Origin of the sequence: Pseudomonas sp. NPDC087690, from assembly GCF_044743175.1 — a bacterium.
In the GTDB taxonomy this organism is placed as follows: Bacteria; Pseudomonadota; Gammaproteobacteria; order Pseudomonadales; family Pseudomonadaceae; genus Aquipseudomonas.
The window spans coordinates 368,816-394,422 of the sequence record NZ_JBIUVX010000001.1 but is presented as its reverse complement, the minus strand read 5'-3'; the positions used below and the strand labels follow the sequence as shown (position 1 = coordinate 394,422).

The following is a 25,607-nucleotide window of genomic DNA, read 5'->3' as shown; positions in this document are numbered from 1 at the left end:
AGTGCAAATTTGCCTTGTACAACGGGGATATGTGCAGGGCCTGTCTGCGTTTTTACCTTACCCGAAATATACGCGGACTCATGTAGGAGCTGCCGCAGGCTGCGATCTTTTGATCTTGAAAAACAGGATCAAAAGATCGCAGCCTGCGGCAGCTCCTACATAAGGGGTCAGGTGAAGGTCGCGGTAATGCTGCGGCGCTTGGCGTGCAGTTCGCTGGCGTGGATCAACTGTTCCAGATCCTCGGGAGTGATGTCGATGAAGGCTTCCATGTCGGCCAGTGCCAGCTTGAGGTCTTCGGCGGTGATCGCCTGATTGTCGACCGGGGCTACTGCGGGCGCCGGTTCAGCGGGGCGTTTCGGGTAACGAATGCGCGTCAGGTTGTTATAGGCGAGGGCACTGAGCAGCATGCACGCGGCACCGAGCATCACCGGTTCCATGGCTTTCCAGTCCATGGCAATAGTCGCAGGATCAGCCAGCACCAGCGTCAGCGCCAAAGCGCCCGCCGGTGGGTGCAGGCAACGCAGCCAGCACATCAGAATCAGCGCCATGCCCGCCGCCAGACAGGCGCTGCCCAGGGTTCGGCCGAGTACGTGAGCGACCAGCAGCGCCACGACACCGGCACACAAATACCCGCCGAGAATCGACCAGGGCTGGGCGAGGGCGCCGGAGGACACGGCGAACAGCAACACCGCGGAAGCGCCCAACGGCCCGATCAGGTGATAAGCGACGTCATGGCCGAACACCTGCGCGCACAACCACACACTGAACAACGTGCCCAAGGCCATGCCGATGGCGGCGCGGCTCCATTCGGTTGGGCGGGTGTTTATGGCAGCGGGCAACCAGCGAGCGAGCATGTGAAACTGATCCTTCTACAAAATCCGGGCAAAAAAAAGGACTTGTCCGGCATATCCGGAAAGCCCTCGAAGTGTTCCAACATTGGGGGAGGAACGCACACAGTGTGCCGTTCAATCTCGATGCTGACAAATTCATATAAATGCAGTTTGAGTGCATTATTGTTGCACTGAAGCCGCGCGGCGACCGCTGGCGACACACAAATAGCCGCCGACCGCCGCCAATGCGCTCAAGGCATAGAACATCATCGGCGCCGGCGTGTGCATCAGCAGAAACCCGCACATTACCGGGCTTGCAGCGCCGCCGAGTGCCGCCAGATTCTGCGCGCCGTAGTAACTGCCGCGCAGTTCCTCGGGGGCGAGCGTGTCGACGAAGAGGAAATCCGCCGGGTAAATGATCATCTCGCCGAGGGTGAAGATGAACATCGCCACGCACCAGCCGATGAGGCTGTCGGCCATGCTGAAACCGATCAGCCCGAGGATGAACAGCGCGGTGCCGCCGGCGATCCACTGGCGCAAGTGTTCGCGCTTGAGGAATCGGCCGATCTGGTATTGCAAGAGGATGACCGTGATCGCGTTGCAGGCGAGCAGGGCGGCCATGGTGTCGAGCGTCTGTTGCTGGGTGTGGGTGGCCAACAGGTATTGCGACAGGTACAGGGTGAAGCGCCCGTGCACCAGCGTGCTGAGCAGGCAGCCCAGGGTAAACAGGATCATCGTGCGGTCGTTTTTCAGGATGATCAGGGTTTTCAGAAAGCTTTGCGGCTGGCTGACCGGGGCGATCGGATTAGGCTCTTTCGCTGCGCCCACCAGCAGAAAAATGCTGCCAATGGCAATCGCGCCGGCGACGATAAACGGCGCCGAAGGCTGGATACCGGCAATCACCACGCCGATCATCGGGCCGACGGCGTAACCGATGTTGGTCAGCGTGTAGTTGAGGGAAAACGCCTTGACCCGCTGGCCCACCGGCAGGTTTTCACTGAGGATGGCTTTGGAGCAGATGAGGAACAGCGCCGACGCCGTTTCGCTGATGATCAACACCAATGTGACCAGGTACAGATTCTGCGCGAAGCTCAGCAGGATCAGGCCGATGCCGCTGTAGAGCATGGTCAGTATCAGCAACTGACGCTTGTCCAGCCGATCGATGATGTAACCCCCGTACAGCGACAGCAACGTGGCGCTGAATACCGCGATGCCCAACAGCAGACCGACGTCTTGCGGGTTGAGGCCGAGCTTGTTGCTGAGGAACAGGGTCAGTAGCGGGCTGATCAGGGCGCGGCTGATGACGACGGTCAGCGAGCTGATCATCAACCGGCGGATGAAGCGCGAATAGGTGGCCACGAAGAGGTCAATGTCCTTATTTCAAATGCTTGGCGGGCGTGCGTCATCCTCCCCGCGCAACCATCACCGGTCAAGCCGCCACACCACAAATCCTCTGTAGGAGTGAGCCTGCTCGCGATAGCAGAGTGTCAGGCAACATAGGTTAGGCTGACCCATCGCTATCGCGAGCAGGCTCACTCCTACAGGGGATTTGTACTGATATCAGGAGAGGGGCAGGGCCAACGCGTCAGCGGGCCTTGCGAGGCGAATGATCATATTCATGTAGGAGCTGCCGCCGGCTGCGATCGTTTGATCTGAATTCAAAAAAACAAGATCAAAAGATCGCAGCCTGCGGCAGCTCCTACAAGAGGCTTCAAGCGACGTCGGACTCATGCGGCCACTGCTGCAGCGGAATCGGCAATTTGCGCGATTCGCCACGGCCCATCGGGAAGTACTGGAAACCGTTGCGCGCCAGACGTTCGGCGTCGTACAGGTTGCGCCCGTCGAAGATCACCGGGGTATTCAGGCGTTGCTTGATCAGCTCGAAATCCGGCGCTTTGAACTGTTGCCACTCGGTGCAGATGATCAATGCGTCGGCGCCGGGCAATACCGATTCCGGCGTGCCCATCAGCATCAGTTTCGATTCGTCCGGGTAGAGGTTCTGTGTTTCCTGCATGGCCTCCGGGTCGAAGGCGCGCACGCTGGCACCGGCCGCCCACAGTTCTTCCAGCAGCACACGACTTGGCGCATCACGCATGTCGTCGGTGTTGGGTTTGAACGCCAGCCCCCAAAGGGCGAAAGTCTTGCCGCGCAGATCACCCTTGTAGAACGCGTTGATGCGTTCAAACAACTTGTGTTTCTGCCGCTGGTTGATCGCCTCGACCGCTTGCAGCAAGTCGCTGGAGCAGTGCGCTTGTTCAGCACTGTGGATCAACGCACGCATGTCTTTGGGGAAGCACGAGCCGCCATAACCGCAGCCCGGGTAGATGAAGTGGTAACCGATGCGCGTGTCGGCACCGATGCCCTGGCGTACCGATTCGATGTCGGCGCCCAAGTGTTCGGCGAGTTCGGCGATCTGGTTGATGAAGCTGATCTTGGTCGCCAGCATGCAGTTGGCGGCGTACTTGGTCAGTTCGGCGCTGCGCAGGTCCATGAACATGATGCGGTCGTGGTTGCGGTTGAAAGGCGAGTACAGGTCGCGCATTACGTCGCGCACCTCATCACCTTCACAACCAATAACGATGCGGTCCGGACGCCGGCAATCGGCAACCGCCGAGCCTTCCTTGAGAAATTCCGGGTTGGAGACGATATCGAACTGCAGCAGGCGGCCGACCTTGATCAAGGCCTTTTCGATATGCGTGCGCAACGTATCGCCAGTGCCCACCGGCACCGTGGATTTCTCGACGATGATCAACGCCTGCTCACGATGACGGGCAATCGCGTCGCCGACCGAAAGCACGTAGCGCAGATCCGCCGAGCCGTCCTCCCGCGACGGCGTACCGACGGCAATAAACGCGACCCGAGCGTGCTGCACGGCGAGTTTTTCATCGCTGGTGAATTGCAGGCGTTTCGAATCCAGACCTTCGCGGACCAGGCTGGCCAGCCCCGGTTCGAAAATGCTGACATGACCCTGGCGCAACAGGTCGACCTTCTTCTGGTCGATGTCCATGCACACGACATCATGGCCGACTTCGGCCAACACAGCCGCCTGCACCAGACCGACGTAACCGCTGCCAAATACTGTGATTTTCATGGAGCACTCCTGAATGCGGGCGCACGAGCCGGACGCGTGTTGATGGTGATGACCCCGAGCATGACCAGCGCCACGCCCAGTGATTGGGTGAAACTGAAGGATTCGTTGAACAGCGGCAGGCTGGCCGCCAGCAGATACACCAGCGCGTAGCTGATGCTCAGCAGCGAATAGGCGCGGCCCAGCGGCAGGTCGCGCAGGGCGGCGAGCCAGCAGAGCATCGACAGGGCATAGGCGAAGATCGCCGCAATGACCACGGCCAATGCGCGCAGGTCGAGGCTGTCGATGTGCAGCCATTGTTCTGGTGCGGGCAGACGCGTCATGCTCCAGCGCATCGCGAGTTGCGCGGCGCTGACCAGCAAAACGCTGCCGAGGGTGAAAGTGATTCCGCGGCGCTTGTTCATGTCTGTTGCCCCAGCAAAACCACGCCGCCGATCACCAACGCCACGCCGAGCCAATCCTGGCGGTCGATGGGTTCGCGGAAGACGAAGCGGGCGATCAGGGTGATCAGCACAAAGTTGAGGCTGAGCATCGGGTAGGCGATGCCGACTTCCAGGCGCTGCAACACCACAAGCCACACCAGCAAGCCTGAACCGAGGGCGAACAGCGCCAGCCACAACCACGGCGAACGCAGTTTGTCGGTCCACGTCGACTCGACCCCGCGCCAACTCTCCACGGCGTACTTTTGCGCCACTTGGCCAAGGCAGGTCAGCAGGCACGCGGCCAACAGCAGCAACAGGCTCATGACGCCACCTTCGGCAGGATCATGATCACCAGGTTGCCCTGCTCAAAACGGACGCCGTCCTTTGGCAACTTGTCGATTTCGTCCAGTTCGTCCTGCCCCTTGACGCGCATCACCACGCCGACCGAACCGCTGCGGCGCGCCTCACGCATCCACTGTTGCACTTGATCGAAGTCAACCCGTTGTTGAATGCCGTCAGGATAGGCAAGGCCATATTTCAATTCGCCTATCGTGTTGTACAACGCGACTTGCGGTGTTTTCAGACGCCAGGCCAGCGCCGACGCCGCGCCCAGGTCGTTGCTCAGCAGGTGGTCGGTCTGTGCCAGCTCGGTGAGGTGATGCTTGATGAACTGATCCGGCATCTTGTTGGCGACCACTGATCTGGGCATCGCTGCCGGCAAAACGGCGATCAGCAACAGGCTGCCCAGCGCCGGCGCCGCCCAGCATTGCAGCGGCAGGAAGGCTTGCAGCAGGTTGGCGATGATCCAGCCGATCAAGGCAATGAACACCAGCACCATGCTGTGCAGTTCGTGGTCGTACACCGGTTTGGTCAGTTGCAGATACACCAGCGCAATCAGCGTGACGATGCCCAGCAGCAGATTGAGCACACCATTGATGCTCAGCGCCCGACCTTGTTCCAGACGCAAGCGGTCGGCCAGCGCATTGCCGAGCAGCAACGCCAGCGGCAGCAGGCACGGCAGGATGTAGGTCGGCAATTTGCCGTTGCTCAGGCTGAAGAACAGCAGCGGCATCAGCAGCCACAGCAGCAAAAACACGACTTTGGGCTGAGTGCGGGTCTGCCAGGCTTGTTTGAATGAAGACGGCAGCAATCCCGCCCACGGCAAACTGAACGCCACCAGCAGCGGCAAGTAGAACCACCACGGCGCATCATGCTGGGCATCGTCACCGGCAAAGCGGCGGATGTGTTCATGCCAGAAGAAGAACCGCCAGTAGTCCGGCTCCTGCGCATGCACCGAGAGCACCCACGGCAAGCTGACGACGATTGCGATGGCAATCGCCACCGGGCCGTACATCAGCAGTTCACGCCAGCGTTTTTGCCAAAGCATCCACGGCAAGGCGATCAGCACGGGCAGCAGCCAGGCGAGAAAACCCTTGGTCATGAAACCCATGCCGCAGGCCAGCCCCAGCACTGCCCAGGCAACCATTCGCTTGCCGCTGGTTTGACTGTCGACGGCAAACCACAGCGCCACCAGACTCAGGTTGACCCAGAAGGTGAATTGCGGATCGAGGTTGGCGTAACCGGCCTGACCGGCAACGATGGTGAAGCTCATGTAGAGCAGCGCGCAAACAAAGCTTTTGTGCGGCTCGTTCCACAAGCGCCGGGCGATCAGATAGCACAGCAACACGCTCAACCCGGTGCTCAGTGCCGAGGCGAAGCGTACGCCAAACAGGTTTTGCCCGAACAACTCTTGCCCGAGTGCAATCATCCAGTAGCCGGCAATCGGCTTCTCGAAATAGCGCAGGCTCATGAAGTGCGGCGACACCCAGTTGCCGCTCAGCAGCATGTCCTGGCTGATCTGCGCGTAGCGAGATTCATCGGGAATCCACAGGCCATGCGTACCCAGTGGCAGCAGGTAAGCCAGCAGACCGATTCCCAGCAAGAGCAACGGCAATGCCCAGCGTTTGGTCATGCGCCTTGCACTCCCAGCCAGCCTTCACGACCATCGAGCGCGCCACGTTGCACGCGGCCCACGGGCAAGGTGTTGAAGAACTCGGGCAACAAATCGCCCAGCGGAGTGAAGTCGATGTGGCGCTGACGCGCAGCGGCCAGCAGTTGACGAAATTCTTCAGCCATCAGAATCCCTTCGACCTCGGCATGAATGGTGTAGACGTTGAGCTGTTGCGCACGGAAGTGATCGAGAATGAAACCGTTGAAATCCCGCGCCGCAACGATGGGGCCGACGACTTCATCGAAGGTCGGCAGGTCCACCGGAATCTGCGGCGTGCCCGGCGTGCCGTCGGCCAGCATCGGACGAAACAGCCGCGAGCCCCGGCAATCGCTGTTGTAGCGAAAGCCGAAGGCTTGCTTGGCCTCGATCACGCGCTCGTCGGCACGCCAGCCGGCGGCGGCCGAACACTCGACTTTCGCGCCGAGAATGTCGCTCAAGGTGTCGACGCCCTGACGGATCTGCTCAATCAGTTGTTCGTTGCTCCAGCGCCCGGCGTTGGCTTGCCAGCCGTGGTGATCCCACGCATGCAGGCCAACCTCATGACCGGCATCGCGGGCCTGACGCATCAGGTGCCCGAGATCACGGCCAATCGGTTTGCCCGGCCACGCGGTGCCGGCCAGCAGAATGTCCCAGCCATACAGGCCGGCGGCGTTGGAACGGAGCATCTTCCAGAGAAACTGCGGGCGGACCAGGCGCCACAGATGCCGGCCCATGTTGTCGGGGCCGACACTGAAGAAAAACGTTGCCTTGATCTGCGCCTCGTCGAGCATTTCCAGCAAGCGCGGCACACCTTCACGGGTGCCGCGAAAGGTGTCGACGTCGATGCGTAGTCCGGCCTGCATCAATGCTTGTCCGCGATTTCGAGCATGGCTTCGCGCAAGAAGAAATCCAGCGTATTGCCAATGGTCTCGCGCATTTCCACGGTCGGCGTCCAGTCGAGCAGGCGCTTGGCGTTGGCGATGCTTGGCTTGCGGTGCTCGACGTCCTGGTAACCGGCGCCATAGAACGCCTTGCTCTCGACGTCGCGGAAACCGGCGAACGGCGGGAAGTTGCTGCGCAGCGGATGCGCTTCGAACTGTCGCAACAGCTCTTCGCCCAGTTGACGAATGCTGGCCTCGTTGTCCGGGTTGCCAATGTTGATGATCTGACCGTTGCAGACGTCGTTGTCGTTGTCGATGATCCGCGCCAGTGCTTCGACGCCGTCGGCAATATCGGTGAAGCAGCGTTTCTGCTCGCCACCGTCAAACAGACGGATTGGCGTGCCTTCCACCAGATTGAGGATCAACTGCGTAATGGCGCGGGAGCTACCGATGCGGGCCGAGTCCAGACGATCAAGGCGCGGGCCCATCCAGTTGAAAGGACGGAACAGGGTGAAATTCAAACCCTTGGCGCCGTACGCCCAGATCACTCGATCCAGCAATTGTTTGGAGACGGAGTAAATCCAGCGCTGCTTGTTGATCGGGCCGACCACCAGGTTGGAGGTGTCTTCGTCGAAATGCTTGTCCTGGCACATGCCATAGACTTCCGAGGTCGACGGGAAGATCACGCGCTTGTTGTACTTGACGCAGTAACGCACCAGTTTCAGGTTTTCTTCGAAGTCGAGTTCGAACACGCGCAGCGGGTTGCGGGTGTATTCGATCGGCGTGGCGATGGCCACCAGCGGCAGGACCACGTCGCACTTCTTGATGTGGTACTCGATCCACTCGGAGTGAATGCTGATGTCGCCTTCGACGTAGTGGAAGTGCGGATGACTGCGCAAGCGGTCGATGGCGTCGGAGCCAATATCGAGGCCATAGACTTCGTAACGGTCATCGCGCAGCAGGCGCTCTGACAGGTGATTGCCGATAAAACCGTTGACCCCAAGGATCAACACTCGGGTACGACGCGGCGCACGACCGGATTCAGCGCCGCGCAGCAGCGAGCCGTCGACCAGACCCAGCTCATTGGCCAGTTGCGGGCCGCTGAGGAACAGACCGGTGTCGTTGCGTTGACCGGAGAGGATTACCAGCGAATCTTCACCGCAAGCAATGCGCAGCGGATCGACGCTGATCACCCGGCCCGGCGCCTGACTGTCATTGCCTTTGACGACTTCCGCGCTCCAGACGATCAACTTGTGTTCGCCGGCGGCGCAGAACGCACCCGGATACGGTTGGGTGACGGCGCGGACCAGATTGAACAGCTGCTCGGCAGGTTTTGACCAAAGCAGCTTGCCGTCCGCCGGCGTACGACGACCGTATACGCTGGCTTTCGATTCGTCCTGCGGGGTTTCGCTGGTCTTGCCTTGCAGCATCGCTGGCAAGGTGTCGCGCAGCAGATCGGTGGCGGCGATGCGCAGTTTGCCGTGCAGGCTCAGCGCGGTGTCGCTGCGCTCGATGGCCACGGGTTGCTGGGCAACGATGGCGCCGGCATCGGCACGTTTGACCATGCGGTGCAGGGTGACACCGGTTTCGCTTTCGCCATTGACCAGCACCCAGTTCGCCGGGGCACGGCCACGGTAGCGCGGCAGCAACGAGCCGTGCAGGTTGAACGCGCCGTGTTTTGCGGTGGCCAGCAACGATTCGCTCAGCAGGTTGCGGTAGTAGAACGAGAACACGTAGTCCGGATTGAGCTTGGCAATCCGCTCGATCCACAGTGGGTGGTTAACGTCTTCCGGGGCGTGCACCGGAATGCCTTTGCGTGCGCACAATTGCGCAACCGATCCGTAGAACGCGTTCTCTTTCGGATCATCGGCGTGAGTGAATACCGCGGCAATGTCATAGCCACTGTCGAGCAGGGCTTGAATGCCGGCGCAGCCGATATCGTGATAAGCGAATACAACAGTTTTTGCGCTCATGAGAGAACCTGATCATTGGAGGAGGAGAGGCCGTCGACGGTGATGGCGCGCGGCGGCATGGCGGGTTGGCCACGCAAGACTTTTTCAACGAAGAAACGCGGGCGGGCACGCACGTCGCTGTACATGCGCCCCAGGTATTCGCCGAGCAGGCCCATGCCGATGAACTGGCCACCGGTGAACACGAACAGCACAGCGAACAGCACGAACATGCCGTCACCGGCCCAGCCGGCACCGAACACCAGGCGCAGCACGATCAGGGCGGCGGCGAACAACACGCCGAGCCCGGCCATGGCGAAGCCGACAATGCTCAGCAAGCGCAACGGGGTGGTAGTCATGCAGGTGATCAAGTCGAACATCAGATTGATCAGGCGCATCGGGCTGTACTTCGAATCGCCGTGTTCACGCTCGGCGTGGGCAACGACGATTTCCGTGGTGTGGCGAGCGAAGCTGTTGGCCAGAATCGGAATGAAGGTGCTGCGTTCACGGCAGGCGAGCATCGCGTCGATGATCGTGCGCCGGTAAGCGCGGAGCATGCAGCCGTAGTCGCTCATGGCAACGCCGGTGGAGCGCTGCACCGCAAGGTTGATCAGCTTCGACGGGTAGCGGCGCAATGCCGAATCCTGACGATTGCCGCGCACCGTGCCGACGACGTCGTAACCCTTTTCGGCTTCGGCGACCAGACGCGGGATTTCTTCCGGCGGGTTTTGCAGGTCGGCGTCGAGGGTGATCACCACGTCGCCTTTGCACTGTTCGAAGCCGGCCATGATCGCCGCGTGCTGACCGTAGTTGCGGTTAAGGATGACCGCCACGAATGGACTGTCTTCGCGGGTCGCGGCTTCCTCAAGGAGGTTGGCAGAGTCATCACGGCTCCCGTCGTCGATCAGGACGATTTCATAGTCGTAACGCAGCATCCGGCATGCCGCTTCGGTACGGCGCAGCAGTTGCGGCAGGCTGTCCTGTTCGTTGTAGACCGGGATGACGATCGACACACAGCGGATCGGATAGGGTTTCACAGGCGTTTATCCATGAGGGTGGCGATGGCCCCGACCACGCGATCAAGGTCCTGATCGGTCATGTCGGGGAACAACGGAATCGAGCACAGCCGCGCCGAGTTCCATTCGGTGTTGGGCAGGTACAGGTGAGGGTCACGCTGGCGATACCAGGTGTGCAGGTGGGTGGCGATGAAATGGATGCCGGTGCCGATGCCTTGGTCCTGCAAGCCTTTCATGAAAGCTTCGCGGTCCATGCCGCAGCGCTCGCTGTCGATGCGCAGGATGAACAGGTGCCAAGCGTGTTGTTGCGCGTAGGCGGGCAGGGCCAGCGGTTGCACCGGCAGGCCTTCGAGTTTTTTCCGGTAGGCAGCGGCCAGTTCGGTGCGGCGGGCGTTGATCGCGTCCAGACGCTCCAATTGCACCAGGGCAATCGCGGCGTTGATGTCGGCGAGGTTGTATTTGAAACCCGGTTCCATCACTTGCGCCTGCGGCTTGCGGCCACCGGTCAGGCGATCGTAGGCGTCAACCCCCAGACCATGGAACTTGAGCATGCGCACGCGGCTGGCCAGCGCTTCGTCGTCGGTGACGAACATCGCGCCTTCGGCACAGGTCATGTTCTTGATCGCGTGGAAGGAGAAAATCGCCGTGCCTTGCGCGCCGACGTGACGGCCCTTGTAACGGGTGCCAGCGGCGTGGGCGGCGTCTTCGATGACGGCGATGCCGTGCTTGTCGGCCAGCGCATACAGCGGATCGAGATCGAATGCGGCACCGGCGTAATGCACCGGGATGATCGCTTTGGTACGTGGGGTGATCGCCGCTTCGATGCGCGCAGCGTCGGTCATCAGCGTGTCACGGTCGACGTCGATGAACACCGGTTTGGCGCCGAGCAACGAGATCATGTTGGCGGTCGACACCCAGGTTTGCGAAGGCGTTATAACTTCATCGCCCGGGCCAATGCCCAAGGCGAGCAACGCGATATGCATGCCACCGGTGGCCGAAGAAAGTGCTATGGCATGTTTGCAACCGACATAAGCGCCGAACTGTTCTTCGAGTGCCTGACATTCAGGGCCAGTGGTAATCCAGCCAGAACGTAATACTTGTGCAACGGCGGTTATTTCCTCTTCGCCGATACTCGGACGCGAAAACGGCAGGAACGCTTGACTCATAAGAACCTCGGGGCGACAGCCATCCTTCAGCCAATTGTCTGAAAAACACGGGATTTCAAGGGTTTGGGATACCGGCCGGGGAATGCCTGATTGACTTTTAAGTCCACGGACGGCAGGTTGTAGGCCTTTCGGGGCAACCTGTTGTAATTAAGGTTATGCCGCTTTTTGTGAAAGGAACATCAAAATACGGTTGGCCATTCGTCTATCTGTAAGCCATACAGCCACCGTTCAGACTTCTTCCGTTTATCGGCACTTTTAATAGAAAAGTCCTACAGAAGAGTCGCTCCTTATATAAGTTTCTTTGCACTTTCAGTTTGTTTTGTTGAACTGTTTTCTATTCAAGGCCGTTTCGTTTGATTGACTTGTCGAGTACTGAATCCACCCCGTCCACCACTAATCCGCTGACGATTTATCTGGCACGCCTGGCGCCTTCCAGCCAATTGACCATGCGTTATGTCTTGCAGGACGCGGCCGACCGCCTCGGTTTCGAAGACGTCGACATCGAGGAAATCCCCTGGCACGGATTGCAACCCGAAGACGTCGTGGCGCTGGTGGCTGCGTTGCGCGCTGACGGCTATGCGCCGAACACCTCTTCGCTGTATGTCAATGCTGTGCGCGGGGTGATGAATGAAGCCTGGCGCATGAGTCTGATCAGCCAGGACCATCTGCTGAAGATGCGTTCGGTCAAAGGCATTGCCGGCACGCGCTTGTCTCAGGGGCGCAATTTGAAGCGCACCTTGATTCACGAACTGATGGAAGTCTGCGCCGCCGATCCGCGCCCTCAGGGACTGCGCGACGCAGCGGTGATTGCGCTGTTGTACGGCACCGGCATGCGCAAATCGGAATCGGTGGATCTGGATTTGAATCAGGTCGACTTCAGTGAGCGCAGCCTGACCGTCACCGGCAAGGGCAACAAGCAACTGATCAAGTACGCACCGCAGTGGGCGTTCGCCAAGCTGGACGCGTGGCTGGAGTTTCGTCGCGGGCAGCTCAAGGAGGGCGAGCGCGACGACACCTTTCTGTTCAACCGCATCCGCCGTGGCAGCCACATCACCCGTGAGCGCATCACCAAACACGCGATCTACTACATTGCCCGTCAGCGTGGCACTCAGGTCGGGGTGAAGATCATGCCCCACGATTTCCGTCGTTCGTTTATTACCCGGGTGATCGAAGAACATGACCTGTCGATCGCGCAGAAGCTGGCGCACCACAGCAACATCCAGACCACCGCCAACTACGATGTGCGTGATGACAACGAGCGGCGGCGGGCGGTGGATCGCTTCGATCTGTAGGCCCCGTCAGGACGGGGAAGGGCAGGTGCGAGCGTTGCCGGTTGCCGCCCGACTGATCTGCTCGGCCAGCCGTTTGACGTTGTGCTGCTGGGCGCCCACCAGATCATCGATGGTCGGGCCGGACGGTGTCTGCAGGGTCGAACGGCAGGTCAGCAAGCCATTGTCAGTGGCGCCGACGGGCCGCAAGCGCCATTTGGCGTCGATCAGGCCGTACTGACCGGGGATCGAGTCGAAGCGTTGCACTTCGATGCGCACCGAAACGTTGCCTTGGCCACTGGTATTGCTCAGTTGATCGGCCAACGCACCGCGCAACTCATCCGCCAGTGTCGCCCCCCACCAATCGGTTTCCAGAATCGCCAGGCCGCTGTTGCCCTGGCGGATAACGATTTGCGCACGGTCGACCTGCGGCGGTACGGTGATGGCTTCAATCGGGATTTGCGCCCCGGGGCGGGCGCTGCCCAGTTGCACCGGCGTCAGCGTATGAAAGCTGATCGGGTCGCTGCGGCAGGCGCCGAGCAACAAGCACGCAGCGAGCACGGTGATTTTCAGCGGTACAGCCATGGTTAAGCTCCTGTGCTCAATTGCGTGGCGGTCCTTTCAGGTCCAGCGGCGCTGCGTTGTCTGGGCGACCGCGAATCAGCGATTCCGGATGGCGACCAAGGTAATCCGAGAGTTCACGCAGGGAGCGCGACATGCGCCCGAGTTCGTCGAGGGTCTCGGTGAGCTTTTCGCGTTGCGGTGAATCTTCGGCCAGGGTCGAGCTGGCGGACTGTAGGGTTTTGCTGACGTCGGCGAGGGTGTTTTGCACGCCTGGCAAGGTCTTCGCGTTGAACTGGGTCAGGCCTTTGCGCAGTTCGACCAGGTTGCTATCGAGGTTGCTGGCAATGCGATCGACTGGCAGCTTGTTGAGCTTGTCGACCACGGCTTCGAGTTTTTCCTGCAGTTGCTCAAGGCTGCCCGGCACGGTCGGGATCATCACCGGGCGCAACGTCGGATCGAACGCGACTTTCTCGGCTTTCGGGAAGAAGTCCAGGGCAACGTACAGCTGCCCGGTCAGCAGATTGCCGCTGCGGGCCTGCGCACGCAGGCCATTGTCGATAAAGGTACCGATCAGACGAATCCCGGCCGCTTCGTCGTTGGGGTCATGCTTGAAGGCAGTGAGCATTTTGCCGTAGGCCATGCCCAGGCGCTGCGGGTAAATGACGATGCCGACGTTGAGCGGGAAGCTGCGTTTTTTCGCATCGAAATCCAGATTGATCCCGACCACCCGGCCGATCTCCATGCCAAGGAACTCCACCGGCGCATCAACTTTCAGGCCGCGCAGGGATTGGTCGAAGCGCAGACTCAAGTATTGCGCCTTGCCGTTGGGCGGAGCGAGGGCAGTGCTCTGTTCGGCAAACAGTTCGAAGCCTTTGTCTTCGGCTGCTGCGACGTCGTTGGGGCTGTATTCCGGGGCACGGAAGGCGATGCCGCCGACCAGCAGGGTCGAGAGCGACTCGGTCTTCACCGCAAAGCCGTTGGCGCCGACATTGACGTCGATGCCGCTGGCGTTCCAGAAACGCGTGTTTTCGGTGACGAAGGCATCGTTCGGCGCATGGATGAACACTTCGATATTGACGCCTTTGCCGTCGGGGTCCAAGGCGTAAGTGACGACTTGGCCAACCGGTATCTTGCGGTAGTAAACGGGGGAGCCGATGTCCAGCGATCCGAGGTCCGAAGCATGCAGCATGAAACGCTTGCCGGGTTCGCCGTAGGTAATGGGGGGCGGGTTTTCCAGGCCTTTGAAGTGCTTGGCGCGGGCATTGGACTGGCCGATGTCGGCACCGATGTAATCGCCGGAGAGCAGGGTGTCGATACCGGAAACACCGCCGGCGCCGATCCGTGGGCGCACGACCCAGAATTGCGAGTCTTCACGGGTGAAGGTTTCGGCCTGTTTGGCCAGCTTGATGGTGGCGTTGACGCTTTTCTGGTCATCGCTCAACTCGACATCCGTGACCTGGCCGACAACCACGTTGCGGTACTTGACCTCGGTTTTGTTCGCCGTCAGCCCGCTGCCGGTCTTGAAGGTGACCACGATGGTCGGGCCTTCCTGGAGGATGTTGTGCACCACCAGCGAGATGCCCACCAGCACGGCGACAATCGGTACGATCCATACAAGTGAAATGCCGAAACGGCGGGTTTTGACTGGGGCCTGGCCAGGTGCTCGCGGCTCGTCGGTGGCTGACGACTTCATCCATGTCCTCCTCGATTGATTGGGCACTGAGCGTCAGGAACGCAAAAGCACCTCATCAATATAGAAGTGCTTGGCGATAGAGCAAATGTGTATAGCGCATGCGCCGTGATTCCTCTGTAGGAGCTGCCGCAGGCTGCGATCTTTTGATTGATCGTTCCCACGCTCTGCGTGGGAACGCAGCCGGGGACGCTCTGCGTTCCAAACAAGGTCAAAAGATCGCAGCCTGCGGCAGCTCCTACAGGGATTTGGGGTTTAACCGAGCATTTCCCGCAGCCGATACCAGAACATCCCCAGTGCCAGCAGTGGCGAGCGCAGGGCCGTGCCGCCGGGGAAGGTCATGTGCGGCACGCCGCTGAACACGTCCATACCTTGACTGTGTCCGGCGTGAATGGCCTCGCCGAGCAGTTTCGCGCACCAGTGCGTCACGTTCAGGCCATGCCCGGAATAGCCCTGTGCGTAGAACACGTTCGGGTGTTGCTTGAGCCGACCGACCTGCGGAAAGCGGTTAGCAGTGATGCCGATCTTGCCGCCCCACTGGTAATCGACGCGCACGTCGGCCAGTTGCGGGAACACCTTGAGCATCTTCGGGCGCATGTAGGCGGCGATGTCCGCTGGATCGCGACCGGAATAGTGGCAGGCACCGCCGAACAACAAGCGCCGATCGGCCGAGAGCCGGTAATAATCGAGGCCGACTTTCTGGTCGCACACTGCCAGATTGTGCGGAATCAATTGCGCGGCGCGCGCCTCGGACAACGGTTCGGTGGCGATGATGTAACTGCCGGCCGGCAGCACTTTGCCACTGAGTTGTTGTTCGAGTTCATCCAGATGCGCATTGCAGCCGAGCACCAGGCTGCCGGCACGCACTGTGCCATGGGCGCAGCGCACCTGCACCGTCGCGCCGTGGATAATTTCCAACACCTGACTTTGCTCGAAGATCTGCACGCCCAGCGCTGCCGCCAGACGCGCCTCGCCTTGCACCAGATCCAGCGGGTGCAGGTGGCCGGAGCCCATGTCGACCAGGCCACCGGCATAAATGTCGGAGTTCACCACTTGCTGGCGAATCTGCTCAGGGCCGATCAGGCGGGTTTCGTGGGCGTAGCCGAGTTCAGCGAGGTCAACCCGTTCGTCCTTGAAAGCATCGAACTGCGCCTTGGTGTTCGCCAGATCGCAGAAGCCCCAGCTCAGGTCGCACTCGATGCCGTTGTCGCCGATGCGCTGGCGCACCAGTTCCACCGAATCGATGCCGGCGCGCTGCAAGTAACGCACGCCTTCCTGACCGACATACTTGGCGAATCCGTCGACGTCATGACCGATGCCGCGAATCAACTGCCCGCCATTGCGGCCGCTGGCGCCCCAGCCGATGCGCCGCGCCTCGAGCAAAATCACCGAGAGCCCGCGCTGAGCCAGTTCGATGGCGGTGTTGACCCCGGTGAACCCGCCGCCGATCACGCAGACATCGGCAGTCAGATCACCGTCCAGCGTTGGATACGGTGTGGTCGCCCGCGCTGACGCTGCGTAATACGAACGGGCATGTTCCTGGGTGTACTGATTCATTTGTTCGACTTCACTTTGCTCCAGGACCGGGTCATCAGACGCATGATCGCTTGGGGCGGGGTAGTAGAGATGTAGAGCTTGTCGAGGACTTCTTGAGGCGGGTAAACCTCATGATTGTTGACCAAATCCTGATCCATGTACTGCTTGGCGGCCGGGTTCGGGTTGGCGTAACCGACGGACGCGCTGACCTTGGCGATCACTTGTGGATCGAGCAGGTAATTAATGAAGGCGTGGGCTTCTTTGGTGTTGCTGGCGTCAGCGGGGATGGCCAACAGATCGAACCAGAGGTTGGCGCCTTCTTTCGGAATGGCGTAAGCGATGTTCACGCCGTTCTTGGCTTCCTTGGCGCGGTTGGCGGCCTGGAACACGTCGCCGGAGTAACCGAAGGCGACGCAGATATCGCCGTTGGCCAGATCCGACACGTATTTCGACGAGTGGAAGTAGGTGATGTACGGACGGATGCTCAGCAGTTTGGCTTCGGCTTTCTTGAAGTCTTCCGGGTTCTCGCTGCGCGGGTCCATGCCCATGTAATTGAGCACGGCGGGAAAGACTTCGTCAGCGGAGTCCATCATCGACACGCCGCACTGGCTGAGCTTTTTCAGGTTCTCAGGCTCGAACAGCACGGCCCAGGAATCGATGTGGTCGATGCCCAGCACTTGCTTGACCTTGTCGACGTTGTAGCCGATGCCGTTGGTGCCCCACAGGTACGGCACCGAGTGCGCGTTGCCCGGATCGTTTTTCTGCAGCAGTTCGAGCAGTTTCGGGTCGAGGTTCTTGAAGTTCGGCAGTTGCTCGCGATCCAGTTTGAGGAACGCGCCGGCTTTCACCTGACGGGCGAGGAAATGGTTGGACGGCACCACCACGTCGTAGCCAGTGCGACCGGCGAGCAGTTTGCCTTCCAGGGTTTCGTTGGAGTCGAAAACGTCGTAGATCACCTTGATTCCGGTTTTGGCCTGGAAGTCGGCGAGGGTGGTTTCGCCGATGTAGTCGGTCCAGTTGTAGACGCTGACCTGGGGTTGAGCTTGGGCTCCGATGCTGCACATCAGGGCCAGAGCGGCGGGAACCATGGTTTTCAACAGACGCATTTCGACACCTCTTAAATTTATTGGATTTCTCAGGTGGTTCGCTAATCCCTTGTGGGAGCGAGCCTGCTCGCGAAAGCGGTGGGTCAGGCAACATCAATGGTGACTGTGCTGACGCCTTCGCGAGCAGGCTCGCTCCCACAGGGATTTGTGCAGATTTGGGTTAGACGCTCAGCATCAGGAACTCACGCTCCCACGAGCTGATCACGCGCTTGAAGTTTTCGTGCTCGGCACGCTTCACCGCGACATAGCCACGCACGAACTTGTCGCCAAGGTATTGCGCGACGGTTTCGCACTCTTCCATTTGCGTCAGCGCTTCTTCGATGGTGATCGGCAGGCGCAGGTTGCGGCGTTCGTAGGCGCGGCCTTGTACGGCGGCGCTTGGCGCGATGCCTTCGACCATGCCGATGTAACCGCAGAGCAAACTGGCGGCAATCGCCAGATACGGGTTGGCGTCGGCCCCCGGCAGACGGTTCTCGACGCGCATGGCTTCAGGGCTGGAGGTCGGCACACGCAGGCCGACGGTGCGGTTTTCTTCGCCCCATTCGACGTTGACCGGTGCCGAGGTGTCCGGCAGGAAGCGGCGGAACGAGTTAACGTTCGGCGCGAACATCGGCAGCACTTTCGGGATGTACTTCTGCAAACCGCCGATGTAGTGCAGGAACAGCTCGCTCATTTGCCCATCGTCATTGGCGAAGACCGGCTTGCCGGTGGCGATGTCGACCACGCTTTGGTGAATGTGCATGGCGCTGCCCGGCTCATCGCCGATTGGCTTGGCCATGAACGTCGCAGCGACGTTGTGCTTGAGCGCGGCCTCACGCATGGTGCGTTTGAATACGGTGATCTGGTCGGCCAGATCCAGCGCGTCGCCGTGACGGAAATTGATTTCCATCTGCGCCGGGCCGTCTTCATGGATCAGTGTGTCGAGATCCAGACCTTGCAGTTCGCACCAGTCGTAGACGTCTTCGAACAGCGGATCGAATTCGTTGGCGGCATCGATGGAGAACGACTGCCGACCGCTTTCCGCACGGCCCGAACGGCCCAGCGGTGCTTTCAGCGGCAAGTCCGGGTCTTCGCAACGTTGGGTCAGGTAGAACTCCATTTCCGGCGCAACAATCGGCTTCCAGCCCTTGTCGGTGTACAGCTGCAGGACTTTCTTCAGCACGTTGCGCGGCGACAGTTCGATCGGATTGCCGAACTTGTCGAAAGTGTCGTGGATGACGATGGCGGTCGGCTCGATCGCCCACGGAATCACATAGACCGCGTCAGCCACTGGCTTGCAGACCATGTCGATGTCGGCAGGATCGAGCAGGTCGTAGTAGATGTCGTCGTCGACAAAATCCCCGGTTACCGTTTGCAGCAGCACACTTTCCGGCAGGCGCATGCCTCGCTCATGCAGGAACTTGTTGGTCGGTGCGATCTTGCCGCGGGCAATGCCGGTCAGGTCACTGACCACACATTCGACTTCGGTAATCTTGTGATCTTTCAGCCACGTGAACAGCTGATCGAAAGGGGCATTCATAAAGACCTCGTTATTGGTTTTATAGACGCCGGGGAGGGCGGGTTTCATCTTCCGCCCCTTCCCCTGTGGCGCGTTGACGACTATCTTGGGCGAGCCTTGCAGTTCCATCTATCCACTTTAAGCAGCACCAAAGCGCACCAAAAGAGTGCGCAAGGTCACCCCATGACAACGTGCAATCCGCTACAAGTCCAAGCGTTCAACACCGCCGATGTCGCCGAGCAAGTCCGTGCTACACCGGGCTGGGTCCAGCATTACCAACAGATGTCGCCGGGGCATTTTGCCGGGCAGATCCGCTATCTGGATCTGCAGGGCGTCGAGGTCTACGAAGAGCAGATGAACACCCGGGTCGAGCAGAATTTCAGTGCGCCGTCGGGTGCTTTGGCGTTCTGTTTTGATCGCAGTGACAACGCGCTGTACCTGCTCAATGAAGAGAGCCGCAACATCTGGATTACCCCGGAGAACTATCAGGAAATCGCCGTGGTGTTCGGTCCGGAGTTTGTCCGTCAGCACGGTCTGGATGTGGCGAAACTCGAAGGGTTGTTCATGACGCAACTCAATTGCGGACAGAATGCCCTGTTCAGTCGCTGGTTAAGCTCGATTCTCACGAAGTTGTCGCAAGCTGTTGATCCGCTTGATAAAGATTCGCTGACAAAGCAACTGCTCGAAGACTGTTTGTTCATCCTCGACAACGCTCATGCCAGCCTTGATCGCGGCGGGTTACAGAAACGTAGCGAAGAACGAATGATCATGAAACGGGTCGGGGAGTGGGCGGCGGATTCGCCGGAAGACACCCTCAATCTGCTCGAACTGTCGCACGTGGCAGGGGTACCTTTGCGGCAATTGCAACAAGCGTTCAAGGCCTACACCGGGATGACCCCGAGTCACTGGCTGCGCTTGCGTCGGTTGAACAGTGCACACCGCGAATTGCTCAAACGCCGGCCGACGGAGACCACCGTGGCGGAGGTCGCCATGCACTGGTCGTTCTGGCATTTGGGAAGGTTTTCCAGCAGTTACCGGGCGTTGTTCAAGGAGTTGCCGAGCGAGACCTTGAAGCGCTGATGAATGCCGTCGTGGATAAAAAGGCTTTGTGTCGGCGCGCAAGTTAAATAGAATCACTCTCATTTGAAACTGACTTCGCGCAGGACTCTTGAGATGACTGAAGCAGCCACGCCATCGCCGCAGCACCTGCACGAACTGTATCGCGATCACCGAGGCTGGCTGGAAACCTGGCTGCGGCGTCGCATGGGCAATGCGTGGGATGCGGCGGACTTGAGTCAGGACACCTTCCTGCGCGTGCTGTGCAGCGCTCAGCCGATTGCCGATATGCGCGAGCCGCGCGCGTACTTGCTGACCGTGGGCAAACGCCTGCTGAGCAATTTCTACACGCGCCGCAGCCTGGAAAAAGCCTATCTCGAAGCCCTCGCGCAATTGCCCGAAGAATGCGTGCCGTCGCCCGAGCAACGGTGGGTGCTGCTGGAAACCCTGCAAGCGCTGGATGAATTGCTCGATGGCTTGCCTCGGCCAGTGCGGCGGGCATTTCTCTGGAGTCAGCTGGAAGGCCTCGGTTACCGTGAAATCGCCGAGCGTCTACAAGTCTCTGAACGAACTATAAAACGTTATATGTCAACGGCTTACGAGCATTGCTTGATGTTGGATCTATGATGCGAATAGCGCCCAACCTACAAGCGCGCGATGTTGCACGTGCCGCTGCGCAATGGCTGGCGTTACTGGAATCCGGTGATGCTACCGATGACGATCACGTGCGGCTGAAGCACTGGCGCGACAGCGATAGCCGCCATGAAAACGCCTGGCAGAAGATTCAATTGCTGCGCCAGCGCTTTTCCAGTCTGCCGACAGAATTGGCCATGGCCACACTCGATCGCCCGGATCTGGCGCGGCGTGCGGCACTGAAACGAGCGCTGGGTCTGGCGGCGTTGGTGCCTGCGGCGTGGTTGATCAGTCGCCAGTTGCCGCTCGACGTTTGGCGCGCCGATTTACAGACCGCCACTGGCGAGCACACCCGAACACGGTTGGCCGACGGCAGCACCTTGCAACTGAACACCGCCAGTGCGGTAAACGTCGATCTGGCCAGCCGTCAGTTGACCTTGGTGCGCGGCGAAATGGCGCTCAACGTTCCGGGTAGCACGGCATTGACGGTCAACGCGGCGTACGGTCGGATCATCGTCAGCCGCAGCGAAATCTGTGTGCGCCTCAACGAGCGTGATTGCGATGTTTCGGTGGTCAGCGGCTCGGTGCAATTGCAGCCCTTGCACGGGCCGGCGCTGCAGTTGAACGCCGGGCAACAGGTCAATTTGCAGGCCTCCGGCGCCGCACCGATCGCGCTGTTCGACGCCAAAATGCCGGGTTGGCGTGACGGTGTGTTAATGGCGCAAAACCAGCCGTTGGGGGATTTCCTGCGCGAGTTGAGCCGTTATCGCTCGGGCCTTTTGCGCTGGGAGCCGGCACTGGAAGGTCTGCGTGTCACCGGCAGTTTCCGTCTCGACGACACCGATAAAGTCCTGGCCCTGCTGGCGGCGAGCCTGCCGTTGGAGGTGCATTCGCGCACGCGTTTCTGGGTCACGCTGACGCCGCGAAAAAATATCGTCTGAAGCCTGTCCCTTTTTTTCGCCTCACCGGTCATTGCAGGTAAGTGAACAAAATCGAGAGCTTCTTCCAATGCCCGCAGTATTCCCAAGTCGTTTGCGTCCGTTGTTGCAATTGAGCCTCCTGCTGAGCCTGAGTGCCAGCCCTGTGTTGATCCAGTCCAGTTGGGCCGAAGACGCCGCTCGGCGCAGTTACCAGGTGCCGGCCGGTAGTTTGAGTGCAGCACTGACCCGCTTTGCCGGGTTGGCCGGGGTCAATCTGTCGGTCGATCCGGCGCTGGTGAGTGGCCGCAACAGCAACGGCTTGTCCGGCGAATTCGCTGTGGAGGAGGGGTTTGCTCGCTTGTTGCTGGGTTCCGGTCTGCAACTGCAACCGCTGGGCGATCAGGCCTACACACTGATTCCAGTCGCCGAGGGCAGCAGCCTGCAACTGGCGCCGACGTCGATTCTTGGTGCCACCGGTTCCAGTGATGCTGATGTGTTTGCCGGCGGTCAGGTCGCGCGCCGTGGCTCGCAGGGTTTGCTGGGGTCGAAAGATTTCATGGAAACCCCGTTCAGCATGACCACCTACACCAGCGAGGCGGTGAAGAATCAGCAGGCGCGCACCTTGGGCGATCTGATTGCCAGCGATCCGTCGGTGCGCGCGACCAACCCGGCCGGTGGCCGCTACGAGCAGTTCACCATCCGTGGTTTCAGCCTGTTCAACAGCGACGTCGCCTATAACGGGCTCTATGGCGTGCTGCCCACTTACACGATCGACATGGAAATGGCCGATCGCGTCGACATCCTCAAAGGCCCGAGCCAACTCATCAACGGGATTTCGCCACGGGGCAGTGTCGGTGGCGGGATCAACGTGGTGCCCAAGCGTGCCTCCGACAAACCGATCACCTCACTGACGGCCAATTACGCCTCGAACAATCAGGTCGGCGGCGCGGTGGATGTCGGACGGCGGTTCGGCGAGGACAATCAATTTGGCCTGCGTTTCAACGGCGTCAAACAATCCGGCGACACCGAGTGGGATCATCAAAGTGTCGACCGTGACATGGCCGTTCTAGGCCTGGATTTTCGCGGTGAACGCCTGCGCCTTTCGACCGATATCGGCCACACCGAACGCGACACCGACGCACCGCAGGAGCGCGTGCAGGTCGCGGCCAATGCCAAGGTGCCGAGCGCGAACAGCGTGCATCGCAACTACGCGCAACCTTGGAGCCAGGCGAAAACCGAGGACACCTTCGGCACGCTCAACGCTGAGTTCGACGTCAATGATTCGGTGATGCTGTACGGCGGCGTCGGTGCGCGCAAAAGTAATCATGACTTCTTGCGCCACGCCGTTTCCGTGACCAACGACGCCGGTGATTTCAGCGTTCTGCCACGCGACTTCACCCGCGACGAAAACGTGCGCACGGCCACGGCGGGCGTGCGCAACTGGTTCCACACCGGGCCGGTGAGTCACGAGGTCAATCTGGCGTCCAGCTACTTCTACATGGATTTCGAGAACGGCGGCGCACGTTACGCGGCTGGGCGCAGCAACCTGTATGACCCGGTGGAAACGGCGAAACCCGGCACGCCGACACGCAATGACGCCAAGGTCTACACCGAAAACCGCTTCAGCGGCGTGGCGTTGTCCGACACCCTGGGCTTTTTCGATGATCGCTTGCTGCTGACCCTCGGTGCGCGCTGGCAGCGGGTGAAAGTTGATGACTGGAGCGATGACGTTAAAGGCGACACGGCTTACGACGAGGAAAAGGTTTCGCCATCGGGCGGCATTCTGTTCAAGGCGACCGACAAACTGTCGTTGTACGCCAACTACATGGAAGGTTTGAGTCAGGGCAAGATCGCGCCTTCGACATCAGTGAACGAGGATGAGATCTTCCCGCCATTTATCAGCCGTCAGGTTGAAGTCGGTGCCAAGTACGATGCCGGCTCGTATGCATTGACGGCAGCGGTGTTCAGGATCAAACAGCCCGCTTATGAAACCAACGCAACGACCCGAGTCTTCGGACCCAACGGCAAGCGACAGAACGACGGCGTGGAGTTGAGCGTGTTCGGCGAACCGCTTAAAGGCTTCCGTTTGCTCGGTGGCGTGATGTACATCGACAGCGAATTGACCAAGACCACGAATGGCACCTTCGACGGCAACCGGGCGCCGGCGACGCCGAAATACAATGTCAATCTTGGCGCCGAGTGGGACGTGCCGACGGTGCAGGGGCTGACGCTGACAACCCGTGGCATCTATTCGAGTTCGCAGTATCTGGATCAGTCCAACGACAAGGAGATCGACTCGTGGGAACGCTTCGATGTGGGCACGCGCTATGCGTTCAAGGTTGACGACAAGACCATCACCTTGCGTGGCAATATCGAGAATGTGCTGGACAAGCGTTATTGGAGTTCGGCCGGGGCCTCGGATGACAGTGAGCCGGGGTTGACGTTGTCGACACCGAGGACTTATCTGCTGTCGGCCACGGTGGATTTCTGACTGAATGCACTGCTCATCGAGCGTGGGCAGTCACACTCCCGCCGGGCTGGACAAGCGTCGACAGAGGGCGCAGCGCTCTAGTGCCTTGAGACGCCCGGCACATCCATATTGATCTTGCGCCAGAACGCTTCAGAGAAACTGTAAACCGAGAAGGCAATCAGCCCCGCGGCCATCACCATTAGAATCAGCCATCCCGCTGGCAGGTTCTGCAGGGCGTCGAGGGCTTCCTTCATACCCGGTGGGTCCATGGCTTTATAAGCGGAACCGCTGATGGCCAGCAGCACGGCAATTTCGATAAACACCACGCCACGGGCGATCAGACCGAACCGCGATACCGGGCGGACGTAACGCATGACGTCTTCGTCGGCCTCGAAATATTGCTCGAATGACGCCTTCCAGCCTTTGATGATGTGAGCGATTCCAACACCCAGCGGAATGAGCGCGATCAGGTACACCAATAAGTTCGAGTCTTCCCAAGACAAAAAATGCGCCAGCCAGTCCTTGGTCTGGCCGCCGGAATCGCCCGAGCTTTTAATGCCGCTGATCAGCAGGCCCAATGCAAAGAATGCCAGCGCACCGTTGACCAGACCGCCGGCGAACAGACCGGCGCGAATCACCAAACCCTTGAGGTTTTTGCCGTGATGGTCGACATCGCGGGTCGCTTGCAGGAAACGCCAGGCGGCAAAAGCGAGCAGGCCGGCTACGACAATCCCAACGAGAAAATAGCCGAACGGCTGAGCCAGCAAGGCCTCGAGGCTCCTGTGGCTGTCCTTGGGTTTGGTCGAATCATGGGCTGCCAGCAACGCGAAGATACCGATGATCAGGTAAAGCACACCTCGAGCGGCGTAGCCTCCCCGGGCGAGTATGACAAGGCTGCGTTGCGCGGACATTGGATGGATTCTCGAGAGTGATTCAAGAGCAGACCCTTCTCACTTGGAGGGGTTCTATTGCCAAAGGGGAAAACTGTCGGGCCGCATCATCTTTGAACTAATCATCCGGCGTGCGCCCCTAATGTCGTGCTGCCAGCCACGCGGTTAGGGCTGTCGGCATTCCCCACTCATGCACGCAGGGTTGATCAATCATGAAGAGCGAACAGGTAGAAGGTGTAGCAGAAAAGCTGGCCGGCAAGGCGCAGAGCGCAGTCGGTAGACTGATGGGGGACTCGGCAATGCTGGCTGAAGGTGTTGGTCGTCAGGCGGCTGGCCAACTGACCAAAACCTACGGCGATACACTCGACAGCGTTTCAACGTTCGTTAAAGAGAAACCCGTCGCCGCACTCGCCATTGGCGCGGCCGTCCTGCTCTTGGTCAATCGACTGCTGCGCCGCTGAGCCAAGGGTGCAGGGAGTTCCCAACCTGAGTCACGCCTCGCTGGTGCCTGGTATCGTTGTTGACGATACCTGCCAGCGATACAGGCGATTGGTACATCGGTAAGCCGCTGGTTAAGGTCATGATTGAGGTGTGGACCATGCCCGCCATTCCGGGCAAATACCTGACCCACGCC

22 protein-coding genes are annotated in these 25,607 nt (G+C 60.0%); 6 read left to right on the top strand and 16 right to left on the bottom strand.

Annotated elements, in window-relative coordinates; all coding sequences use genetic code 11:
- Window positions 1-167: 167 nt before the first annotated feature.
- The 10 genes from ACIPIZ_RS01710 to arnB form a co-directional block, all read right to left on the bottom strand.
- Window positions 168-854: an HPP family protein gene (locus tag ACIPIZ_RS01710; RefSeq protein ID WP_064390156.1), complete on the bottom strand. Its 687-nt coding sequence runs from the start codon at window positions 852-854 to the stop codon at window positions 168-170.
- A gap of 156 nt (window positions 855-1,010) precedes the next feature.
- Window positions 1,011-2,189 carry an MFS transporter gene (locus tag ACIPIZ_RS01705; protein WP_401163591.1) on the bottom strand — a complete coding sequence of 393 codons (1,179 nt, stop codon included), beginning with the start codon at window positions 2,187-2,189 and terminating at the stop codon, window positions 1,011-1,013.
- A 352-nt stretch (window positions 2,190-2,541) separates the two neighbouring features.
- Window positions 2,542-3,921, bottom strand: coding sequence for a UDP-glucose dehydrogenase family protein (locus ACIPIZ_RS01700; protein ID WP_401163589.1), 1,380 nt, complete (start codon window positions 3,919-3,921; stop codon window positions 2,542-2,544).
- Entirely contained in the window at window positions 3,918-4,322 is a 405-nt protein-coding gene (gene arnF, locus ACIPIZ_RS01695; protein ID WP_401163588.1) for a 4-amino-4-deoxy-L-arabinose-phosphoundecaprenol flippase subunit ArnF, read from the bottom strand. Before arnF ends, ACIPIZ_RS01700 begins: the two co-directional genes overlap by 4 nt.
- Window positions 4,319-4,663: a 4-amino-4-deoxy-L-arabinose-phosphoundecaprenol flippase subunit ArnE gene (gene arnE, locus ACIPIZ_RS01690; RefSeq protein WP_401163586.1), complete on the bottom strand. Its 345-nt coding sequence runs from the start codon at window positions 4,661-4,663 to the stop codon at window positions 4,319-4,321. Before arnE ends, arnF begins: the two co-directional genes overlap by 4 nt.
- Window positions 4,660-6,312: a lipid IV(A) 4-amino-4-deoxy-L-arabinosyltransferase gene (gene arnT / locus ACIPIZ_RS01685; RefSeq protein ID WP_150648094.1), complete on the bottom strand. Its 1,653-nt coding sequence runs from the start codon at window positions 6,310-6,312 to the stop codon at window positions 4,660-4,662. The genes arnE and arnT overlap by 4 nt, the downstream gene beginning before the upstream one ends.
- Window positions 6,309-7,193, bottom strand: coding sequence for a 4-deoxy-4-formamido-L-arabinose-phosphoundecaprenol deformylase (arnD, locus tag ACIPIZ_RS01680; RefSeq protein WP_401163584.1), 885 nt, complete (start codon window positions 7,191-7,193; stop codon window positions 6,309-6,311). Before arnD ends, arnT begins: the two co-directional genes overlap by 4 nt.
- Window positions 7,193-9,184: a bifunctional UDP-4-amino-4-deoxy-L-arabinose formyltransferase/UDP-glucuronic acid oxidase ArnA gene (gene arnA, locus ACIPIZ_RS01675; RefSeq protein WP_401163582.1), complete on the bottom strand. Its 1,992-nt coding sequence runs from the start codon at window positions 9,182-9,184 to the stop codon at window positions 7,193-7,195. Before arnA ends, arnD begins: the two co-directional genes overlap by 1 nt.
- Window positions 9,181-10,197, bottom strand: coding sequence for an undecaprenyl-phosphate 4-deoxy-4-formamido-L-arabinose transferase (arnC, locus tag ACIPIZ_RS01670; RefSeq protein WP_401163581.1), 1,017 nt, complete (start codon window positions 10,195-10,197; stop codon window positions 9,181-9,183). Before arnC ends, arnA begins: the two co-directional genes overlap by 4 nt.
- The gene (arnB, locus tag ACIPIZ_RS01665; RefSeq protein ID WP_401163579.1) at window positions 10,194-11,342 is read right to left on the bottom strand and encodes a UDP-4-amino-4-deoxy-L-arabinose aminotransferase; all 1,149 of its coding nucleotides are present in this window, start codon (window positions 11,340-11,342) and stop codon (window positions 10,194-10,196) included. Before arnB ends, arnC begins: the two co-directional genes overlap by 4 nt.
- Window positions 11,343-11,788: 446 nt before the next feature.
- Between arnB and xerC the strand changes: the two genes are divergently transcribed.
- Window positions 11,789-12,634, top strand: coding sequence for a tyrosine recombinase XerC (xerC, locus tag ACIPIZ_RS01660; RefSeq protein WP_236708317.1), 846 nt, complete (start codon window positions 11,789-11,791; stop codon window positions 12,632-12,634).
- Between the two features lie 6 nt (window positions 12,635-12,640).
- Here xerC and ACIPIZ_RS01655 read toward each other — a convergent pair whose 3' ends face one another.
- The 5 genes from ACIPIZ_RS01655 to ACIPIZ_RS01635 all read right to left on the bottom strand — a co-directional run bounded on the left by ACIPIZ_RS01655 (window position 12,641) and on the right by ACIPIZ_RS01635 (window position 19,025).
- Complete coding sequence (locus ACIPIZ_RS01655) at window positions 12,641-13,195, bottom strand: membrane integrity-associated transporter subunit PqiC (RefSeq protein ID WP_064390138.1); 555 nt, start codon at window positions 13,193-13,195, stop codon at window positions 12,641-12,643.
- 16 nt (window positions 13,196-13,211) lie between these two features.
- Window positions 13,212-14,867, bottom strand: coding sequence for an intermembrane transport protein PqiB (locus ACIPIZ_RS01650; protein ID WP_064390137.1), 1,656 nt, complete (start codon window positions 14,865-14,867; stop codon window positions 13,212-13,214).
- 252 nt (window positions 14,868-15,119) lie between these two features.
- On the bottom strand, window positions 15,120-16,421 hold the full coding sequence (locus tag ACIPIZ_RS01645; RefSeq protein ID WP_401163576.1) for an NAD(P)/FAD-dependent oxidoreductase: 1,302 nt from the start codon (window positions 16,419-16,421) through the stop codon (window positions 15,120-15,122).
- Window positions 16,418-17,506: a polyamine ABC transporter substrate-binding protein gene (locus tag ACIPIZ_RS01640; protein WP_401163573.1), complete on the bottom strand. Its 1,089-nt coding sequence runs from the start codon at window positions 17,504-17,506 to the stop codon at window positions 16,418-16,420. Before ACIPIZ_RS01640 ends, ACIPIZ_RS01645 begins: the two co-directional genes overlap by 4 nt.
- Before the next feature lie 160 nt (window positions 17,507-17,666).
- Window positions 17,667-19,025: a glutamine synthetase family protein gene (locus ACIPIZ_RS01635; protein ID WP_064390134.1), complete on the bottom strand. Its 1,359-nt coding sequence runs from the start codon at window positions 19,023-19,025 to the stop codon at window positions 17,667-17,669.
- Between the two features lie 162 nt (window positions 19,026-19,187).
- Between ACIPIZ_RS01635 and ACIPIZ_RS01630 the strand changes: the two genes are divergently transcribed.
- The 4 genes from ACIPIZ_RS01630 to ACIPIZ_RS01615 all read left to right on the top strand — a co-directional run bounded on the left by ACIPIZ_RS01630 (window position 19,188) and on the right by ACIPIZ_RS01615 (window position 24,104).
- Complete coding sequence (locus ACIPIZ_RS01630; RefSeq protein WP_401163571.1) at window positions 19,188-20,084, top strand: helix-turn-helix domain-containing protein; 897 nt, start codon at window positions 19,188-19,190, stop codon at window positions 20,082-20,084.
- Between the two features lie 93 nt (window positions 20,085-20,177).
- Window positions 20,178-20,687 (top strand): sigma-70 family RNA polymerase sigma factor, encoded by a 510-nt coding sequence (locus tag ACIPIZ_RS01625; RefSeq protein ID WP_105706534.1) that lies wholly within the window; start codon window positions 20,178-20,180, stop codon window positions 20,685-20,687.
- Window positions 20,684-21,634 (top strand): FecR domain-containing protein, encoded by a 951-nt coding sequence (locus ACIPIZ_RS01620; RefSeq protein ID WP_177430982.1) that lies wholly within the window; start codon window positions 20,684-20,686, stop codon window positions 21,632-21,634. Before ACIPIZ_RS01625 ends, ACIPIZ_RS01620 begins: the two co-directional genes overlap by 4 nt.
- 67 nt (window positions 21,635-21,701) lie before the next feature.
- Window positions 21,702-24,104 carry a TonB-dependent receptor gene (locus ACIPIZ_RS01615; protein WP_401163568.1) on the top strand — a complete coding sequence of 801 codons (2,403 nt, stop codon included), beginning with the start codon at window positions 21,702-21,704 and terminating at the stop codon, window positions 24,102-24,104.
- Between the two features lie 77 nt (window positions 24,105-24,181).
- On the opposite strand, the gene ACIPIZ_RS01610 is transcribed toward ACIPIZ_RS01615, so the two are convergent.
- Window positions 24,182-24,994 (bottom strand): DUF1206 domain-containing protein, encoded by an 813-nt coding sequence (locus tag ACIPIZ_RS01610; RefSeq protein WP_401163566.1) that lies wholly within the window; start codon window positions 24,992-24,994, stop codon window positions 24,182-24,184.
- A 191-nt stretch (window positions 24,995-25,185) separates the two neighbouring features.
- On the opposite strand from ACIPIZ_RS01610, the gene ACIPIZ_RS01605 reads away from it, so the two are divergent.
- On the top strand, window positions 25,186-25,434 hold the full coding sequence (locus ACIPIZ_RS01605; RefSeq protein WP_401163564.1) for a CsbD family protein: 249 nt from the start codon (window positions 25,186-25,188) through the stop codon (window positions 25,432-25,434).
- The last annotated feature ends 173 nt before the right edge of the window (window positions 25,435-25,607 follow it).

Excerpts from the sequence above, each read along its gene's own strand:
- ACIPIZ_RS01710 (WP_064390156.1), bottom strand. The coding sequence starts at position 854 with ATGCTCGCTCGCTGGTTGCCCGCTGCCATAAACACCCGCCCAACCGAA.
- ACIPIZ_RS01700 (WP_401163589.1), bottom strand. The coding sequence starts at position 3,921 with ATGAAAATCACAGTATTTGGCAGCGGTTACGTCGGTCTGGTGCAGGCG.
- arnF (WP_401163588.1), bottom strand. The coding sequence starts at position 4,322 with ATGAACAAGCGCCGCGGAATCACTTTCACCCTCGGCAGCGTTTTGCTG.
- arnE (WP_401163586.1), bottom strand. The coding sequence starts at position 4,663 with ATGAGCCTGTTGCTGCTGTTGGCCGCGTGCCTGCTGACCTGCCTTGGC.
- arnT (WP_150648094.1), bottom strand. The coding sequence starts at position 6,312 with ATGACCAAACGCTGGGCATTGCCGTTGCTCTTGCTGGGAATCGGTCTG.
- arnD (WP_401163584.1), bottom strand. The coding sequence starts at position 7,193 with ATGCAGGCCGGACTACGCATCGACGTCGACACCTTTCGCGGCACCCGT.
- arnA (WP_401163582.1), bottom strand. The coding sequence starts at position 9,184 with ATGAGCGCAAAAACTGTTGTATTCGCTTATCACGATATCGGCTGCGCC.
- arnB (WP_401163579.1), bottom strand. The coding sequence starts at position 11,342 with ATGAGTCAAGCGTTCCTGCCGTTTTCGCGTCCGAGTATCGGCGAAGAG.
- xerC (WP_236708317.1), top strand. The coding sequence starts at position 11,789 with ATGCGTTATGTCTTGCAGGACGCGGCCGACCGCCTCGGTTTCGAAGAC.
- ACIPIZ_RS01655 (WP_064390138.1), bottom strand. The coding sequence starts at position 13,195 with ATGGCTGTACCGCTGAAAATCACCGTGCTCGCTGCGTGCTTGTTGCTC.
- ACIPIZ_RS01650 (WP_064390137.1), bottom strand. The coding sequence starts at position 14,867 with ATGAAGTCGTCAGCCACCGACGAGCCGCGAGCACCTGGCCAGGCCCCA.
- ACIPIZ_RS01645 (WP_401163576.1), bottom strand. The coding sequence starts at position 16,421 with ATGAATCAGTACACCCAGGAACATGCCCGTTCGTATTACGCAGCGTCA.
- ACIPIZ_RS01640 (WP_401163573.1), bottom strand. The coding sequence starts at position 17,506 with ATGCGTCTGTTGAAAACCATGGTTCCCGCCGCTCTGGCCCTGATGTGC.
- ACIPIZ_RS01635 (WP_064390134.1), bottom strand. The coding sequence starts at position 19,025 with ATGAATGCCCCTTTCGATCAGCTGTTCACGTGGCTGAAAGATCACAAG.
- ACIPIZ_RS01630 (WP_401163571.1), top strand. The coding sequence starts at position 19,188 with ATGACAACGTGCAATCCGCTACAAGTCCAAGCGTTCAACACCGCCGAT.
- ACIPIZ_RS01625 (WP_105706534.1), top strand. The coding sequence starts at position 20,178 with ATGACTGAAGCAGCCACGCCATCGCCGCAGCACCTGCACGAACTGTAT.
- ACIPIZ_RS01620 (WP_177430982.1), top strand. The coding sequence starts at position 20,684 with ATGATGCGAATAGCGCCCAACCTACAAGCGCGCGATGTTGCACGTGCC.
- ACIPIZ_RS01615 (WP_401163568.1), top strand. The coding sequence starts at position 21,702 with ATGCCCGCAGTATTCCCAAGTCGTTTGCGTCCGTTGTTGCAATTGAGC.
- ACIPIZ_RS01610 (WP_401163566.1), bottom strand. The coding sequence starts at position 24,994 with ATGTCCGCGCAACGCAGCCTTGTCATACTCGCCCGGGGAGGCTACGCC.
- ACIPIZ_RS01605 (WP_401163564.1), top strand. The coding sequence starts at position 25,186 with ATGAAGAGCGAACAGGTAGAAGGTGTAGCAGAAAAGCTGGCCGGCAAG.